This is a genomic window from Planococcus sp. CAU13 (assembly GCF_000775575.1).
GTDB lineage: Bacteria > Bacillota > Bacilli > Bacillales_A > Planococcaceae > Planococcus.
In genome coordinates this window covers 1-17,842 of the sequence record NZ_JRGN01000283.1, presented here as the reverse complement: position 1 = coordinate 17,842, position 17,842 = coordinate 1, and the positions used below count along the sequence as shown (strand labels likewise).

The 17,842-nt window shown below is 47.3% G+C and carries 18 protein-coding genes; all 18 read left to right on the top strand.

Annotated elements, in window-relative coordinates; all coding sequences use genetic code 11:
- Nucleotides 1-122: 122 nt before the first annotated feature.
- On the top strand, nt 123-875 hold the full coding sequence (locus KW93_RS13360) for an enoyl-CoA hydratase/isomerase family protein (protein WP_033543532.1): 753 nt from the start codon (nt 123-125) through the stop codon (nt 873-875).
- 194 nt (nt 876-1,069) lie between these two features.
- Entirely contained in the window at nt 1,070-2,419 is a 1,350-nt protein-coding gene (locus KW93_RS13355) for an acetyl-CoA carboxylase biotin carboxylase subunit (RefSeq protein ID WP_033543531.1), read from the top strand.
- Complete coding sequence (locus KW93_RS13350; RefSeq protein WP_033543530.1) at nt 2,416-2,631, top strand: acetyl-CoA carboxylase biotin carboxyl carrier protein subunit; 216 nt, start codon at nt 2,416-2,418, stop codon at nt 2,629-2,631. Before KW93_RS13355 ends, KW93_RS13350 begins: the two co-directional genes overlap by 4 nt.
- 31 nt (nt 2,632-2,662) lie before the next feature.
- Complete coding sequence (locus KW93_RS13345) at nt 2,663-4,213, top strand: acyl-CoA carboxylase subunit beta (RefSeq protein ID WP_033543529.1); 1,551 nt, start codon at nt 2,663-2,665, stop codon at nt 4,211-4,213.
- An 80-nt stretch (nt 4,214-4,293) separates the two neighbouring features.
- Entirely contained in the window at nt 4,294-5,154 is an 861-nt protein-coding gene (locus tag KW93_RS13340; RefSeq protein ID WP_033543528.1) for a ketopantoate reductase family protein, read from the top strand.
- A complete protein-coding gene (locus tag KW93_RS13335; protein ID WP_033543527.1) occupies nt 5,151-5,531 on the top strand; it encodes a DUF3397 family protein in 381 nt (126 codons plus the stop codon). The genes KW93_RS13340 and KW93_RS13335 overlap by 4 nt, the downstream gene beginning before the upstream one ends.
- Nucleotides 5,532-5,636: 105 nt before the next feature.
- Nucleotides 5,637-7,256: a bacillithiol biosynthesis cysteine-adding enzyme BshC gene (gene bshC / locus KW93_RS13330; protein WP_033543526.1), complete on the top strand. Its 1,620-nt coding sequence runs from the start codon at nt 5,637-5,639 to the stop codon at nt 7,254-7,256.
- 148 nt (nt 7,257-7,404) lie between these two features.
- Complete coding sequence (gene mraZ / locus KW93_RS13325; RefSeq protein ID WP_033543533.1) at nt 7,405-7,836, top strand: division/cell wall cluster transcriptional repressor MraZ; 432 nt, start codon at nt 7,405-7,407, stop codon at nt 7,834-7,836.
- 21 nt (nt 7,837-7,857) lie between these two features.
- A complete protein-coding gene (gene rsmH / locus KW93_RS13320; RefSeq protein WP_033543525.1) occupies nt 7,858-8,796 on the top strand; it encodes a 16S rRNA (cytosine(1402)-N(4))-methyltransferase RsmH in 939 nt (312 codons plus the stop codon).
- An 11-nt stretch (nt 8,797-8,807) separates the two neighbouring features.
- Nucleotides 8,808-9,167, top strand: a complete 360-nt coding sequence (gene ftsL, locus KW93_RS13315) for a cell division protein FtsL (protein ID WP_033543524.1) — start codon at nt 8,808-8,810, stop codon at nt 9,165-9,167.
- Nucleotides 9,164-11,401, top strand: a complete 2,238-nt coding sequence (locus tag KW93_RS13310; protein ID WP_033543523.1) for a penicillin-binding transpeptidase domain-containing protein — start codon at nt 9,164-9,166, stop codon at nt 11,399-11,401. The genes ftsL and KW93_RS13310 overlap by 4 nt, the downstream gene beginning before the upstream one ends.
- Nucleotides 11,402-11,424: 23 nt before the next feature.
- On the top strand, nt 11,425-12,393 hold the full coding sequence (gene mraY / locus KW93_RS13305) for a phospho-N-acetylmuramoyl-pentapeptide-transferase (RefSeq protein WP_033543522.1): 969 nt from the start codon (nt 11,425-11,427) through the stop codon (nt 12,391-12,393).
- Nucleotides 12,394-13,758 (top strand): UDP-N-acetylmuramoyl-L-alanine--D-glutamate ligase, encoded by a 1,365-nt coding sequence (gene murD / locus KW93_RS13300; protein ID WP_033543521.1) that lies wholly within the window; start codon nt 12,394-12,396, stop codon nt 13,756-13,758.
- Between the two features lie 63 nt (nt 13,759-13,821).
- Entirely contained in the window at nt 13,822-14,607 is a 786-nt protein-coding gene (locus KW93_RS13295) for a cell division protein FtsQ/DivIB (protein WP_033543520.1), read from the top strand.
- Entirely contained in the window at nt 14,585-15,310 is a 726-nt protein-coding gene (locus KW93_RS13290; protein ID WP_033543519.1) for a DUF881 domain-containing protein, read from the top strand. Before KW93_RS13295 ends, KW93_RS13290 begins: the two co-directional genes overlap by 23 nt.
- A 16-nt stretch (nt 15,311-15,326) precedes the next feature.
- Complete coding sequence (locus KW93_RS13285) at nt 15,327-16,043, top strand: DUF881 domain-containing protein (protein ID WP_033543518.1); 717 nt, start codon at nt 15,327-15,329, stop codon at nt 16,041-16,043.
- Nucleotides 16,044-16,045: 2 nt separating this feature from the next.
- Entirely contained in the window at nt 16,046-16,408 is a 363-nt protein-coding gene (locus KW93_RS13280; RefSeq protein WP_033543517.1) for a small basic family protein, read from the top strand.
- Nucleotides 16,409-16,512: 104 nt separating this feature from the next.
- Nucleotides 16,513-17,808 (top strand): cell division protein FtsA, encoded by a 1,296-nt coding sequence (gene ftsA, locus KW93_RS13275; RefSeq protein ID WP_033543516.1) that lies wholly within the window; start codon nt 16,513-16,515, stop codon nt 17,806-17,808.
- Nucleotides 17,809-17,842: the final 34 nt, after the last annotated feature.

Here is a 17,842-nt window from a genome sequence, read left to right as displayed (position 1 = left end):
CGCCTTTGCGACGAGCGAAGCGGTGGAGCATAATCTTTGATTTGTCTAAAGCGACGAAGCGGTTAGTATAGTTTTAAATATTTTTTAGCTTAGAAAAACTCACTATTAAGAGGTGAAATGAAATGGCTTATACAATAGAAACAAAAGAAGGGGTCATGACCTTTACGATCGACCGGCCCGAAATCCGCAATGCGATCAACGACGAAGTCATGCAGGGCCTTGAGGAGCTTGTCGAGCGGGCACATAAGGAATTGCCGCGGCTTGTCATTATTACTGCTGCCGGCGACAGAGCGTTCTGCTCCGGCGGTGACCTGTCCGTTTTTCATGCCCTTGAAACTGAAGAAGAAGCGTATCCAATGCTGAAACGGATGGGGGATGTGCTTTATAAGATTAAAACATTGCCGGTTCCTGTTGCTGCATTGCTGAACGGCACGGCAGTCGGCGGCGGCTGCGAGATTGCAACTGCCTGTGACTACAGGCTCGTGCGCAGCCATGCGAAAGCTGGCTTTATCCAGGGAACCCTGGCCATCACAAGCGGATGGGGCGGGGGCACCTACCTTTTTGAGGCGCTTCAGCATGACCATGCTTTGAAGATGCTCAGTGAAGCCCGCCTTTATAACGCGGAAGAACTGCTGGAAAATGGCTGGGCAACTGCCATTATCCGGGAAGACGGAGATATCGAAGACTTTATGGCATCATTCCATAATGTGCTGCCAGAAGTGCATCGTGCCTATAAGGAAATGGCAGTCAGAAATTGGCGTGGGACGAATCTTCAGGAACGTGTGGAAGCTGAAATCCGCCGCTGCGCCCAGTTATGGGCAAGCTCTGCCCATCATGAAGCGGTAGCAAGATTTCTTGAAAAGTCCAAAAAGTAACAGCTCCAAACCTGCTGCTCACTGAGTGGCAGGTTTTTGCCTGTTTAATTTTAACAGTAATAAAACTGACTACTATTTATATAAAAGGATATCCGATGCCCGTATATTCAGAAATTTTTTCAGCCAATAGTTGAAATCGCTTACAAACTTCATATATGCTATAGAAGGGAGAAAACATAGGGGGTATTTCAAATATGAAAAAAATCCTGATTGCAAACCGGGGAGAAATTGCGCGTCGCATCATCCGTACGTGCGATCGGCTCGGTATTGAAACTGTTGCAGTCCATTCAGAGGCAGATGGGGATCTGCCTTATTCCAAGGAAGCGACAGCTGCTGAACTGATCGGACCAAATCCGGTCGTCCAGTCCTATTTACAGGCAGATAAAATCATTGAAGTGGCGAAAAAACATAATGTGGACGCAATTCACCCGGGTTATGGCCTATTATCCGAAAATGCGGGATTTGCACGCAAAGTACAAGAAGCAGGGCTCATTTTCATCGGACCCGACAGTGACATCATTGACATGATGGGGGATAAGATTGAATCCCGCCGTGCCATGATCAAAGCGGGCGTACCGGTTGTTCCCGGAACAGAAGAAGGCGTCGCGTCTTTGGAAGAAGCGGTTGAAGAAGCTGCAAATATCGGCTATCCACTGATGCTGAAAGCAAGCGGAGGCGGGGGAGGAATCGGCATGGTGCGCTGTGAAAATGAGCAAGCGCTCAGTCAGCAGTTCGATTCCGTTAAAAACCGGGCCAAAGCCTATTTCGGCAATGACGTCGTTTACCTGGAAAAATTCATCGCGGATGCGCGCCATATCGAAGTGCAGATTTTCGGTGATTCTCATGGCAATATCGTCCATTTATTCGAACGCAATTGCTCGGTACAGCGGCGCAACCAGAAAGTGATCGAAGAATCACCTTCACCGCATCTGCCGCAGGACGCCCGCGAACGCTTATGCGAGGCGGCTGTCCGTGCAGGGCAGGCGGTGGGTTACACGAATGCCGGAACGGTTGAATTCATCGTTGATCAGTCGAACGAGTTTTATTTCCTTGAAATGAACACTCGGCTGCAGGTCGAGCATCCGGTTACGGAAGAAGTGACGGGGCTGGATCTGGTCGAATGGCAGATTGATGTTGCAAGAGGCGGCAAGTTACCGCCGCAGGACACCATCACGACTAAAGGCCATGCCATCGAGTACCGCATTTATGCAGAAGATCCCAAAACGTTTTTCCCATCACCGGGTAAACTGGAAAAAATTAGATGGGGCGAGGGAGCACGGATTGAGTCGGGGTACGAGGAAGGAAATTCGGTGACGCCTTTCTATGATCCGATGATTTCAAAAGTGATCATCACAGGCACTGACCGTGTGGATGCACTGGCAAAATCACAGAAGTTTTTCAATCATGCTACAATTGAAGGCGTAAAAACAAATATTCCATTATTCAGGGAATTCATCGAATCACAGGAATTCATCTCTGGAGAATACGCGACAGCAGTATTGCCAGAGTGGATGGAAAAATCAAAGGAGGAAAAAACAGTATGAAAGAACTTAAAGCGACTATGGCAGGAACAGTATTGAATGTATTGGTGGGAGAAGGCGACGCAGTATCTGCGGGCCAGGCAATTTTGACAATCGAATCCATGAAAATGGAGATTCCGGTTGAAGCCGAATTTTCAGGCTCAGTGGAAAAAGTGAATGTTGAAGTCGGCGGTTTCGTAAACGAAGGCGACACACTGGTAACTTTAGCCGAATAATCGGGATCGACAAGCAAAGGGGGCAGGCATGATGACTAAAACAACTGAAACAACAGGGTATAATGAACGGCTTGAAGAAAAGCTGGCGAGAATCTTTGCCGGAGGAGCGCCAAAGTATCATGAAAAAATGAAGGAAAGCAATAAACTGTTCGTACGCGACCGCTTAAAACTGCTTTTCGACGATGAAAAATATGTCGAAGATGGACGTTTTGCCAATGTGGAAGCGGAAGGCCTGCCGGCTGACGGCGTTGTTACGGCAATCGGCAAAGTCAATGGCCAGACGGTTTGTGTCATGGCCAATGATTCTACGGTCAAAGCCGGATCGTGGGGGTCACGGACAGTCGAAAAAATCATCCGCATCCAGGAAACTGCTGAAAAAATGCAGGTTCCGATGCTGTATCTGGTGGATTCTGCCGGAGCCCGCATCACGGATCAACTCGATATGTTCCCGAACCGCAGAGGAGCGGGGCGCATTTTCCATAATCAGGTAAGAATGTCCGGCATGGTGCCGCAGGTCTGCCTGCTGTTCGGTCCATCTGCAGCTGGAGGAGCGTACATACCGGCATTCTGTGATATCGTCATCATGGTCGAAGGCAATGCTTCAATGTACCTTGGTTCACCGCGCATGGCTGAAAAAGTCATAGGCGAAAAAGTGACGCTTGAGGAAATGGGCGGCGCACGCATGCACTGCACAGTCAGCGGAGTCGGTGATGTACTGGTTTCAACGGAAGAAGAAGCGATTTCAGAAGCGCGCCGTTACCTGCAGAATTTCCCGGCGAATTTTGCGATGAAGCCTGAAAAGCTGGAAGCGAAAGCTGCAAAAGCTGGACGCAGCCTGGAAGCGATCATTCCGGAAAACCAGAATGCACCTTTCGATATGTACGAATTGATTGATCAGCTGATCGATGAAGGTTCTTTCTTCGATATTAAAAAATTGTTCGCACCTGAACTGATTACGGGACTTGCCCGCATCGACGGCCAGGTGGTGGGCATTCTTGCCAACCAGCCGAAAGTGAAAGGCGGCGTCCTATTCGGTGATTCTGCGGATAAAGGCGCGAAATTCATCAATCTTTGTGATGCGTTCTCGATTCCGCTTCTATTCCTTGCGGATGTTCCCGGTTTCATGATCGGTACAAAAGTCGAGCGCGCCGGCATCATCCGCCACGGTGCGAAATTTATCGCGGCAATGAGTTCTGCAACGGTTCCGAAGATTTCAGTCATCGTCCGTAAAGCCTACGGCGCGGGATTATATGCCATGGCCGGCCCTGCTTTCGAACCGGATGTCTGTATCGCACTGCCTACGGCACAAATCGCTGTAATGGGTCCGGAAGCCGCAGTCAACGCGGTTTATTCGAATAAAATCGAAGCGATTGAAGATCCGAAAGAACGCTTGAAATATGTACAGGAAAAGCACCAGGAATACAAAGAGGAAATCGATATCTACAAACTGGCTTCCGAGCTCATCATTGATGAAATCGTTGCGCCATCCGGCCTTCGCGAAGTATTATCGCAGCGCCTGGCAATCTATGAAACAAAAGATTTGCCGCTGCCGTATCGAAAACACGCGATCACTCCTGTATAATCAAATAAATGAATGTGGAGTCTGCCTAGCCGGCAGGCTTCTTTTTAAAATTTATGGCGCATGTATAATGGGAGGATATCATGAATTTTACGGTTATAGGTGCAGGGGCAGTCGGGATGCTGACCGCTTCTTTATTGAAGGAAGCCGGATGCGGCGTCCAGCTCATTACACGAAGGCAGGAGCAGGCGGAACGAATCAATGCTGAAGGCATCAGCAGGGATGGTCAAGTCCAATACATAAAAGCTTCAACAGAGTGGGACGGCATTCCGTCCAATGCGTTCGTTTTGATTGCGGTGAAATATGGTCAATTTCCGGATGTCATCAGGCAGCTTAAAAATAAATGCCTTTCAAATCCCGTCATCTTTTTACAGAACGGCATGATGCACCTGGATATGCTGCGGAGTCTTCCGCAAAAAGACATTGCCGCAGGCGTCGTTGAACATGGTGCGCTGAAGGTGAACGACCGCGAAGTACGCCATACCGGTAAAGGCGTCTATAAGTTCGCCTTGCTGTCCGGTGACGAGAAACGGTTTGCCCCTCTGCTCACGATAAAAGGAGTAAGATGCGAGTGGCAGAAAGATGCGGATAAGCTGCTCTTCCGTAAAGTATTGCTGAACTGCATGATTAATCCTTTAACAGCGTTATTGCAAATCAAAAACGGTGAATTGCTGAGCAATCCTCATGCCTATGAATTATTGAAAAACGTTTATACAGAATTGTATTCGGCGTTTCCTGAAATTGAAACGCTGCTGCCTTTTGAACAGGTGACGGCTTTATGTGCTTCCACTTCAGGCAATACTTCATCGATGCTCGCCGATAAATTGGCAGGCCGCAAAATGGAGCTGGATACCATTCTGCTGTATACCATCAAAAGATCGCCCTATCTGCTTCCAACTCTGCAGACATTCTACCACTTGCTGAAGGCGGCTGAAGAAGAATGATGGCAATCCTTCAGAATATCAGCGCAATTTTTATTTTTGCACCATTCCTTGCATTCATACTTTTATTACTCGCAAGCCGCAGAAGGCTTAGAAGAAAAGCGGTCGGCTTTTCAGCTGATTTGACGACATTTCTGCTGTTCTTGTCCGTACCGGTTTCGGTTGAAGCCTTATGGGATATAAAAATTGCTTTCGGCATTTCCGTAACAGCGATTCTGATCGCCATCTTTCTTTTGGTGATGGAATGGAAAAGGTCGAAAGAAATCGAAGTCCTGAAATATATAAGGAAAACATGGCGACTCTATTTTCTCCTGCTTTCGGCGGCCTATGTTTTAATATGGTTTACAGGCCTGGCATTGACCGTCATCAGTTTCGCATGATGATGGTCAATGCTTTTTTAATGGAAGTATCAGGCTGATTTTTTTAAAAGCACAGCCGTGTCTGATATAGTAGGTGTTATGTATTGGGAAAAGGGGATTTGTAAGATGGAATATACAGAACATTTCGTGCCGCCTTCGAGCGATTTGATAAATGATTACATAAAGGGCGAAGAAAAACTGCGCCGTTATTTTTCGTACAATCCGGAGCCGGCAGCATTTGCCGGCAGACAGCAGAAACTCCGGGAACATAAAGTTGACCGGTCTGAACTCAGCCAAATCATTCACGGCTATATGGAGCCATTTGGACTATCAGCTAAAGCTGAGCAGCATTTACAGAATTTAGCGGAAGGAGCATCTGTAGTCATAACGGGCCAGCAGGCAGGACTATTGACAGGGCCGCTGTATACCGTGCATAAAGCCATTTCGACAATTCTGCTGGCGGAACAGGCCAGCCGGCAGCTTGGTGAAAAAGTGGTGCCGGTCTTCTGGATAGCAGGCGAAGACCACGATTTGGCAGAAATCAGCCACCTTTACCGCGAAGTGAGCGGCCGTGTTGAAAAACTCAATTTTCCCCATGCTGAATACGGAAAGAAGACCGCTTCAGCCGCCCAGCTCAATAAAACGGAAATTGAAAATTTCATGGCAGAGTATTTCAGGAGCCTGCCGGAAACTGCCCATTCGAAGAATTTGCAGCAGATGGTTTTCGGATTTTTGGAAACGACTGAAACTTACACGGAATTTTTCTCGGCAATGCTCAATCATTTCTTTAAAGAAACCGGGCTTCTTTTCATCGATGCGGCCCACCCGGAAATGAGGCAGTATGAAAAGGATTATTTCAGTCGGCTGATCGAGCAGGCTTCCGGAATTGCTGAGCGGGTGTATGCTGCTGAACAGGAACTGGCGGCTATGGGCTATCCGGCACCGCTTGCCGTTGAAGAAGATGCCGCACATCTTTTCATTACCGTTAAAGGTGAACGGATCCTGTTGAAACGGGAAGGCGAAAACTTTACCGGCAATAACGGAAAGATCCGCTACAGCGAGAAAGAGCTGCTGGAGATTGCACAAAAGACTCCTGAAATCCTCAGCAATAACGTGGTTACACGTCCGCTGATGCAGGAAATGGTGTTTCCGGTTCTTGCGTTTGTCGGCGGACCGGGCGAAATCGCATATTGGGCAGTTTTGAAAACGGCTTTCGAACTGCTGGATTTGGAGATGCCGGTCATCATGCCGAGACTTGGGATGACGTTAGTCAACCGCCGGGTACAGGTGCTGCTGGAAAAATACGGCCTGTCTTTTGAAGATGTGGTGATTGAACGGAAAGCACCCCTTCTGAAAGCTGAGCTTCTGGATTCCATCAGAGAAAAAGAGGCCGAAAAGCTGATTGAGGAACTGGAATCAAAGATTCAGCAGCACTATGACGAAATCCGGACAAAGTTCACGGATATCAGCAAAGGTTTAATGCCTTTGGTCGAAAAGAATCTGCAGTTTCATTTAAAGCAGCTCGATTTCCTCAAAACCAAATTGGAGGATGAAGTGGTTCTCCAGAACAGCATCCAATTCGGCCATTATGATTTTATTGAAAATGAATTGCTGCCGAACGGTTCTCCGCAGGAACGGATCTACAGTCCGATCCCTTATCTGAATGACTTCGGTCTTGACCTGGTGGACAGATTATTGGAGCTGGATATAAAATATGACAAAAATCACAAGATCATCTATTTTTAAACCCCGAAAGCTTGCTGCGGCAAGCTTTTTTGCGTCTCAAGAAGTTATATTGAGATTATAGTCTGTAACAATAATGAAATATTTCAAAAACAAGTGGTGGGAAGTGGGGGATTGTGGTACATTAATTACAATAAGCGGGGTGAAGGATATGTTCATGGGCGAATATCAACATAGCGTTGATTCAAAGGGACGGTTAATCGTTCCGGCTAAATTTCGTGAACTTCTTGGTGACAATTTTGTTATCACCAGGGGCCTCGACCAATGCTTATTTGGTTACACAATGGATGAATGGCAGAAGATTGAAGAGAAACTGAAAGAACTTCCTGTCACTAAAAAAGACGCTCGTGCTTTTACTAGATTCTTCTTCTCTGGAGCCACGGAAGTGGAGCTGGACAAGCAGGGACGCGTCAACATCCCTTCAACTTTGGTGTCATACGCAAAACTTGAAAAGGAATGCATCGTTCTGGGTGTCTCCAACCGCTTTGAAATTTGGGCGAAGGACACGTGGGAAGAATATTTTGCAGCCTCTGAAGACTCATTTAACGACATCGCAGAAAACTTGGTGGATTTTGACTTTTAAATAAGAAACGGAGGGAATGGATTGTTCAACCACACCACGGTTTTACTCCATGAGACTGTCGACGGACTGAACATTCGTCCTGACGGTATATATGTGGACTGCACTCTTGGAGGCGCAGGGCACAGTGAGTATCTGGTCAAACAGCTTTCCGACGAAGGCCACCTGTTTTGTTTCGATCAGGATGAAACAGCAATCGGCCATGCGAAAGAAAAGCTGAAAGATTATATACATAGAATCACGTTTATCCATGCCAACTTCAAGGACATCAAAATTGAACTTGAAGAACGCGGAATTGAAAAAGTCGACGGGATCCTCTACGATCTCGGTGTTTCGTCTCCACAACTGGATACGCCGGAACGCGGCTTCAGCTATCATAATGATGCACCGCTCGACATGCGGATGGATCAAAGTGCAAAACTCAGTGCATATGAAGTGGTGAATAATTGGTCTTTTGAAGACCTGGTCCGCATTTTCTACCGTTACGGGGAAGAAAAATTTTCAAAGCAGATTGCCAGGAAAATTGAAGCGGCAAGGGAAAAAGCTCCTATTGAGACCACGGGACAATTGGTGGAATGCATCAAAGAAGGCATTCCCGCATTTGCGAGAAGGACTGGGGGACATCCCGCCAAACGGGTTTTCCAGGCAATCCGCATCGCTGTCAATGATGAACTCGGTGCAGCGGAAACTTCGCTGCAGGATGCCATTACGCTGCTCGCTCCAAAAGGCAGAATCAGTGTCATCACCTTCCATTCACTGGAAGACCGGATTTGCAAGACCATTTTCAAAGAAGCGTCGTCGCTTCCGGAATTGCCGCCGAACCTGCCTGTTATTCCTACCGGCATGGAACCGGTATTGAAACTGATTACCCGAAAGCCGATCCTTCCTTCAGAAGAGGAATTGGCGCACAACAACCGCTCGCGTTCAGCGAAGCTGAGAATCGCAGAAAAAATTAGAGAATAGGACGTGTTTTTATGGCGTTGAATGCAAGAAAAGAAACCTATATCCAACAGCCGGCCGTTCCTCACACTCCGAACCACCAGCCGGTCAGAAAAAAAGCCCTTATTACCAAGGGCGAAAAAGTATTGTATTTATCTTTCCTGGCTGTATTCGTAATGTGCGCGTTGCTGGTTCTTCAAAATCAAGCCACAATTCAGGCGACCACCCATGAAATTCAGACAATTGAAAATGATATCAGTGAAATTCAGAAACAAAATACAGATTTGTCAGTGCAAGTAAGTGAACTTTCTACATATGAGCGCATTTGGTCCAAAGCGAAAGAAATGGGCCTAAAATTGGATGAGCAAAATGTAAAGGTAGTGCCTGGGCAATGAAAAAAAAGTTTCGATTTCAATGGGGAGCCTTTCTGCTGTTTTTACTATTTGCAGGGCTCTTTTTCCTTTTATTGGCAAGAATTGTCAGTATTCAGGCGACTGGCCAGGTCGAAGGTCAGGAGTTGGCTGCCAAAGCAGCAGCTAAATATAGCCAGGAAGAAGTACTTGCTGCGGAACGCGGGAGAATTCTGGACCGCACGGGTGAAATTATTGCAGAAGACACGCTTTCTTATAAACTTGTTGCTGTCCTGGATGAAAGAGCTACACAAAAAACCAGCGACCCCCGCCATGTGACCGATCTGGACAAAACTGCAGACATTCTGTCAGAGTATATTGCAGTGCCACGGGAAACCATCTACGAGACGATGCAAAAAGGCAAGGAAGCTGAACGCTACCAGGTGGAATTCGGATCTGCCGGCCGTGAAATCAGCCATACACAAATGATCGAGATGAAAGAAGAAGGACTGCCGGGCATCCTGTTTGTTAAAAATCTGAAGCGATTATATCCAAACGGCGTTTTTGCTTCCCATTTGATCGGCTTTGCCATGAAAGAGGAACTGGAAAATGGGGACATGGTTACAAAAGGGAAGATGGGCCTGGAAATGATCTATGACGACATCCTCACCGGCACAAACGGAAAAATGGAATTCGATACAGACAGATGGGGTTTCCTGCTGCCGAACAGCGAAACGGCTGTAACACCGGCAGTGGACGGTTCAGACATTAAATTGACGCTTGATAAGACATTGGAGAACTTTTTGGAAGACGCCATGTCCACGGTCCAGGAAAAATATGAACCGGCGCGGATCATTGCGTTGATCGCCAATCCAAAAACCGGCGAAATCCTGGGAATGTCCCAGCGTCCTTCGTTCAACCCCAATACGCGTGAAGGCCTTTCAGAAAACTGGCTCAATGAAAGCATCCAGCTGACAGTTGAACCGGGTTCGCCGATGAAGATGTTCACGCTGGCGGCGGCTGTCGAAGAAGGCAAATGGGATCCTAATGCCACTTATCAATCCGGATCCTATCAATTCGGAAAATGGACGATTGGTGATTATAACGGCAGGCAGGGGTGGGGAACGATCAGTTTCCTCGAAGGGTTCCAGCGGTCTTCCAACGTGGCGATGGCATATTTGCTTGAGCGCATCGGACCGGATATTTTCATGAACTATATCGATGCCTTTGGATTCGGCCAGAAAACCGGAATCGATCTGCCCGGAGAAGCGTCAGGTACAATCCTGGACAACGGGGAAGTCGATAAACTTACGCTGACGTTCGGCCAGGGATCTACTGTCACTCCGATACAAATGATCCAGGCCGCGACAGCTTTTGCCAATGACGGTGTGATGATGAAACCTTATATTATCGACGAAATAAAAAATCCGGATACCGGTGAAGTTACGCTGAAAGGTGAACCGGAAGAAGCCGGCCAGCCGATTTCAGCAGAAACGGCTAAAATCGTGCGCGATATCATGGCGTCGACTGTAACTTCAGAAAATGGTTCCGCCCAGCGGTTTGCGCTGCAGGATTATTCAGTTGCCGGCAAGACCGGAACAGCACAGATTCCTGGTGAAAACGGCAGATACATGACCGGCAAAGACAATTACCTCTTCTCTTTTGTCGGCATGGCGCCTGCTGATGACCCTGAACTTGTGATGTATGTCGGTGTCCAGCAGCCGAAAATGGAAGTGACGGAACACGGCTCGCAGCCTGTCTCGGAAATATTCACTTCCGTCATGGAAAATGGTTTGAAATATATGAATATCGAATCGGAAGAAACGGAAGAGACGCCAACTGTGGAAATTACTGACTACACCGGCAAGCCGTCTGCTGAAGTTGCAGCAGAGCTCGCTTCTCGGAATGTCAATGTGATAACAACCGGAAGCGCCGCTGAAGTGAGCGGACAATACCCTGCAAAAGGCGAAACCATTGTGGCAGGTGCAACGGTGATTCTGCAAACGGAAGGCGAGTCCGTTCTGCCCGATTTCACAGGATGGTCCAAGCGGGAATTGCTTGCATTTCAGGCTCTCAGCGGATTATCATTGGAAATTGTGGGACAGGGTTATGCTGTAAACCAAAGCCTGTCGGCGGGATCTGCACTGACGGAAGGTGAACCGGTTGTCGTCAGGCTGCAGACGCCGGAAGATGCATTTAAAGTGCAGATGACAGACGGACCGGAAGGCATTCCGGATGAAAGTGAAGATGAAATTATTCCAGAAGATGCATCTGAATAGGAAGATGTTTAAAGGAGACAATTATGGACGCATATATATTACTCGGATTTGGAATTGCTTTATTGCTCACGGCTGGCTTGATGCCCGTGTTCATCCCTATACTCCAGCGGATGAAATTCGGGCAGAGCATCCGTGAAGAAGGGCCAGAATCGCATATGAAGAAAACCGGCACCCCGACAATGGGCGGCCTGGTTTTTCTCATTGCCATTATTGTGACGGCTCTGGGCACAGCTTTTTTTACGGATGGGCTGTCAGTGAAATTGCTGATTCTCCTGCTGGTGCTGTTCGGCTATGGACTGATCGGATTCCTGGATGATTTCATCAAAGTGGTGTTAAAAAGGAATCTGGGTTTGACTTCCCTGCAGAAACTCATCGGTCAGATCGTGATCGCCGTCATTTCATTCCTGCTCCTCGGAATGATCGAGTTTGATACAGGCTTAACCATTCCATTCACCTCTATTTCGATTGAACTGTCAGGACTTTATGTGCTGTTCATCATTTTCTGGCTGGTCGGCTTTTCAAACGCGGTCAATTTGACTGATGGTTTGGACGGACTGGTGGCAGGAACAGCATCGATCGCCTTTGGGGCCTTTGGGATATTGGCCATCCATCAGGACGAAGGCGCTATTGCATTATTTACCTTCATCGTGGCAGGTGCATTGCTCGGGTTTCTGATTTTCAATAAATACCCTGCAAAAGTTTTCATGGGTGACACCGGCTCGCTCGCACTTGGCGGCGCGCTTGCGATGGTATCGATTCTTTTGAAGCAGGAATTGCTGCTTCTTTTGATCGGTCTGGTGTTTGTAATTGAAACGGCCTCAGTCATACTGCAGGTCGGCAGTTTTAAATTAAGGAAAAAACGGATTTTCAAAATGAGCCCTATCCATCACCATTTTGAATTGAGCGGATGGTCTGAATGGAAAGTCGTAACGGTATTTTGGCTGGTGGGCTTGATTGCCTCTGCAATTGCCGTTGTTAAGGAGGTAATGTAAATGAAAGAAATAGAGCAGCTTCACCAAAAAAAAGTTTTGGTCCTGGGACTGGCGAAAAGCGGCTTTACGGCTGCACGGTTCCTGCATAAAATGGGGGCTTTCGTAACAGTAAATGATTCGAAGCCTTTCGAAGAAAATCCTGAAGCCCAGGAATTGCTGAATATGGGAGTTACAGTCATTTGTGGCCGCCATCCGGAAGATTTGCTGGATGAGGGGTTTGAACTGCTGGTGAAAAATCCAGGTATCCCATATTCAAATCCGGTAGTTCTGGCGGCACAGCAAAAAGGCGTGCCTGTCTGGACGGAAATCGAGCTTGCCTACCGAATCAGTGAAGCTCCATTTATCGGAATCACTGGTTCGAACGGCAAAACCACAACGACCACATTGCTGTTCCATATGCTCAATCAGGACGAAAAGAAGCCTTTGATTGCAGGCAATATTGGCACAGTGGCCAGCGGAGTCGCAGAACATGCGAAGCCGGAAAATGTCATTGTAACGGAATTATCTTCGTTTCAATTGAAAGGAACACAAACTTTCCGTCCGCGTATTGCGATTGTAACGAATCTTTATGAAGCCCATCTTGATTATCACGGTTCAGTGGAAGATTATGAGGCTTCAAAAATGAAATTGACTCAAAATCAGCAGGCTGAAGATTATTTCATCTATAATGCTGACCAGCCGCATCTTGCTGCCTATGCACAGAAATGCAAAGCACAGCTCGTGCCGTTTACCTTGAAAGGAAAGACTCCGGTAAGCATCAGTGCGGATGATGAATTTATTTATTGGCAGGGCAAAGAATTGATCGAGCGTTCAAAAGTCATGCTTGGCGGCCAGCACAATCTCGAAAATATTCTTGCCGCTGCGGCTGCCGCCCTGATTTGGGGAGGAACAGAAGAAACCATTATACGTGTGTTGACGTCTTTTACTGGAGTCAAGCACCGCTCCCAATTCGTCGTCAATTGGAAAGGGCGCAAGTTCTACAACGATTCAAAAGCGACAAATGCCCTGGCGACCAAAAGTGCGCTGGAAGCATTTCCGGACAATATCGTGCTGCTCGCCGGCGGCCTTGAACGCAATCATTCACTCGAAGAATTGCGGCCATATATGAAACGTGTGAAAGCGCTTGTAATATTCGGGGAAACGTCCGACAGATTTGAGCGTTTCGCTTACGACTGCGGAGTCCCTGCAGTGGAGAAAGTTTCCGATATGTATGATGCGGTTGTCAAAGCAGTAGGCCATTCAACGGACGGCGACACAATTCTTCTGTCTCCGGCGTGTGCAAGCTGGGACCAATATGAAAACTTCGAAATCCGCGGAGATGCATTTATCGAAGCGGTCAGAAAAGTGACTGAAGAGGACGAATGATAAGAAAAGCGCCGGCACCCGCTAAGCGCCGGAGTCCAGACAAATGAGAAAGGAGCAGCAATTATGGATAAAGTGATTGATATAGAAGAACGCATCCCCACGCTTCGTGAGCGTAGGCGAAAAAGAACCAATCGCAAATTCCTGGCATTGCTGTTCATTTTTCTGACGATATTGGCTGGATTAATCTACAGCCAGACCCAATTCAGCAAAATTCAGTCCATTTCAGTCACCGGAGAAAATCTGTATTCGGATGAAGATTATATCGCTGCAAGCAAATTGGCAATCGGAGATTCAATGTGGTCTTTTGATGCAGATGAAGTTGGCGCAGCCATTACAGGGTTAGAGTGGGTGGAATCAGCGGAAGTCGAGAAAAATTGGCTTACGGCCGTAGAAATTACCGTCTCTGAATATCCGTCCGTCGGTTATCTCGAAACCGCTACAGGTTACCAGAAATTATTGGCGAACGGTTATGCGGTTGAATTGCCGGTGGAGACGGTGGCTGGCCCGGTGTACACGAATTTTGAAGATCAGGAAACCAGGCGGGAGGTTGCTGCGCAGGTACAGCAGCTTGATTCCGAGGTCTCCAACCTTGTGTCGCAGGTTATTCTGACAGAAGGGCGGGAGGGAACGGCGAACATTACGCTATACATGACCGATGGCAACGAAGTCAGGGCAAGGCTGAATTCACTTGCTGAAAAGCTCGATTATTATCCTTCCCTGATCGCCCAATTGGAAGACGGCGTAAAAGGGGTCTTCGATATGGAAGTCGGAATCACCTTCCGCTCTTATGATGACGTTTACGGTCCGCCAAAGGAGGTTTCGGAAGATGAAGAAACCGAAGAGCCGTAAGCAGGTAAAGTTCAGTAAATCAATTGTGTTTTCGCTTGTATTCCTGGTTCTGGGGTTTATTCTCGCTTATTCCTACAGCCTTTCACAGGCACAGGAAAGCAGCAGTAATTTCACTGCGAATTCCCAATTTGAACAGGAAGAACAATTCCGTGAAGAATTGATTGAACAGAAGGAGCGCAATAAAACATTGCGTGAAGAAATACTGGCAAAACAGGAACAACTGCAGGACTATGAAAGTTCATTCTCTGATGGAGAAGAGATTTTCGGAGAAATAGCCTCGGAAGCTGAAGAGCTTCGCCGTTACATCGGGCTGATGCCGGTGGAAGGGGAGGGCTTGAGGGTTGTTCTGGAAGACGGGGAATATGGCTCGCAGACTGTTAACCCAAACGATTATATTGTGCATGAAAGCCACGTTTTTCAGGTAATTCACGAAATGTACATTTCCGGAGCGGAAGCGGTAGCAGTGAACGGCCAACGGATCCATGCCAATTCGACGATTGTCTGCACAGGCCCGGTCATTGAAGTGGATGGCGTCCAATACCCTGCGCCGTTTACAATAGAAGCGATCGGCAAACCGGAAGTTCTCATCGCATCCATGGAACTGTCGGGCGGTGTTCTCGATCAATTGGTTAATGACAATATCGTTGTGACCATGGACGAGGGGCTGGTTATTCAAATGCCGGCTCTGCTGTCAGAATCATGATTGAGGGGGAAGTTGCATGAAAAAGAAAGTCATTTCCCGGTTCACGATGATTTTATTTGTCATCGGCCTGATGACGGCTATCCAATTCAATACGATAAACGAACCCCATTCCCGTGATACGCGGGATGTATGGGAAATCAGGCAGGAGCTATCCAGGGAAAAGCAGCTTCACTCTGAATTATTATCAGAAATTGGCACATTGGATGGAACATTGGCAAAATACGAAGAGGCCATGAACGACAGCCCCGAACAGGCATTGAAAGAAACTGTGGAAGAATTGCGGAAAGAAGCGGGATTCACTGAAATCACGGGGCCGGGCCTTCAAATTTTGATTGAGCCTTCTCAGGAAGCCATTATGAGTGGGCAGAATATTGAGCAGGTATCGCCCGAGCTGCTGATTCGACTGGTAAATGAAATCAATCGTTTCAACAATATCGATCTGTCGATTGATGACAAGCGCCTCATTAACACAAGCCCGATACGGGATATAAACGGCAGAACGACGATCAATGGAAAACCGGTCGGCACGCCGCCGTTTGAAATGAAAGTGGTTGCAGGCACTGCCGAGCATGCAGAAAAAATATATAATCACCTGAAAGCATCACCCATACTCGATAATTTCTATATAGATAACTTATCGGTCAATGTGATGCAGCCTGAAACGGAAGTAAAAGTTGAAGCGTACGATGAAGAGCTGGGGCTCGAGCATTTAAAAGCGGCGGAGGAGGAATAGCGATGTGGCTTTCAATTTTAGGGCTGATACTGGGAGTGTCACTCGGGCTTTTGACGGATATACGAATACCTCCCGAGTATGCCAACTATCTGTCAATCGCCGTTCTTGCAGCTTTGGATACGCTTTTCGGCGGTATCAGAGCACATCTGCAGCAGGTATATGATGATAAAGTGTTTGTTTCAGGGTTTTTCTTCAACATCTTGCTGGCAGCCGGGCTGGCTTTTCTGGGAGTCCATCTTGGAGTCGATCTTTACCTTGCAGCGATCTTTGCATTCGGGGTCAGATTATTCCAGAACATTGCGGTAATCCGGCGCATTATATTGAGTAAATGGACAGAAAAAAAAGGTTTGCGGGAATCAGTTTGAATTTTCTGATGAAATAGAGAAATATTGCATCAAATTACTTAGACAAGGTGTATAATTTACAATAGAATAATAGTAATCGGAATAAAATAAGGAGGTGCCACGAATTGAGCCAATCAGAATTGTATGTGAGTTTAGATATTGGGTCTTCGTCGGTTAAAGTATTGATCGGAGAAATGGCCAATAAATCGTTGCACGTCATCGGGGTCGGAAATGTCAAATCAAACGGTATAAAAAAAGGTGCCATCGTTGATATAGATGCTACTGTCCAATCCATCAAAAAAGCGGTGGATCAGGCGGAGCGTATGATCGGCAAATCGATTCACGAAGTCGTGCTTGGAATTCCTGCCAACAAAATGGTGCTGCAGCCCGTCAAAGGCGTGGTGGCTGTCAACAGCGAGAACAGGGAAATAACAGATGAAGACATGGACCGGGTGCTGGAAGCGGCCCAAGTTATGTCAATTCCCCCAGAACGCGAGTTGGTGAACATCATTCCTGAGCAATATATCGTAGACCATTTGGATGAAATTAAAGATCCGCGGGGTATGATTGGGATTCGACTTGAAATGGATGGTACAATGGTGACAACGTCCAAAACCATTTTACATAATGTACTGCGGTGCGTTGAAAGGGCCGGCCTTCAAATCCGGGATATTTACCCTCAACCGCTTGCGGCAGGATATTATGCATTGACCGAGGATGAGAAAAATCATGGTACAGCCTGCATCGATATTGGCGGAGGATCCACTTCCATCGCCATCTTCCAGGACGGTCATCTGGTTTCTTCAACGGTGATCCCAGTCGGCGGCGACCATGTAACCAAAGATTTATCAATCGTCTTGAAAACGCCAACTGACCAGGCTGAAAAAATCAAACTTGAATACGGACATGCTTTTTACGACAATGCTTCCGAAGACGAGTTGTTTGAAGTTCCTGTCATTGGATCGGATACAAAAGAGCAATACAGCCAAAAATACATATCTGAAATAATCGGAGTTCGCCTGGAAGAACTTTTCGAATTGATTTTGGATGAGTTTTATCGCCTTGGGGTCCAGGACCTTCCCGGAGGCGTCGTTCTGACTGGTGGCATGGCGAAGCTTGAAGGCCTTCCGGAACTTGCGCGCAATATTCTGCAGACGCGTGTCCGCCTGTTCACTCCGGAATACATCGGAGTAAGGGAGCCGCAATACACCACATCTGTAGGGCTGATCCAATATGCATATATGGAAGATGTGTTTTACGGACGCATCGGCAGCGGAGCGGCTCTCGGCAATCCACAGAAACTGGAAACGGAACCAAAACCCGAAAAGCAGCGCCAGCAAAAACCCGCAAAACAGCCAAAAGAAAATGGCGAAGGCGTCGTAACCAAAGCCAAGAAAATGTTTGATAGATTTTTCGAGTAAGTAAAGAAAAGCGACAACGGCCGTTCAGCTCCGA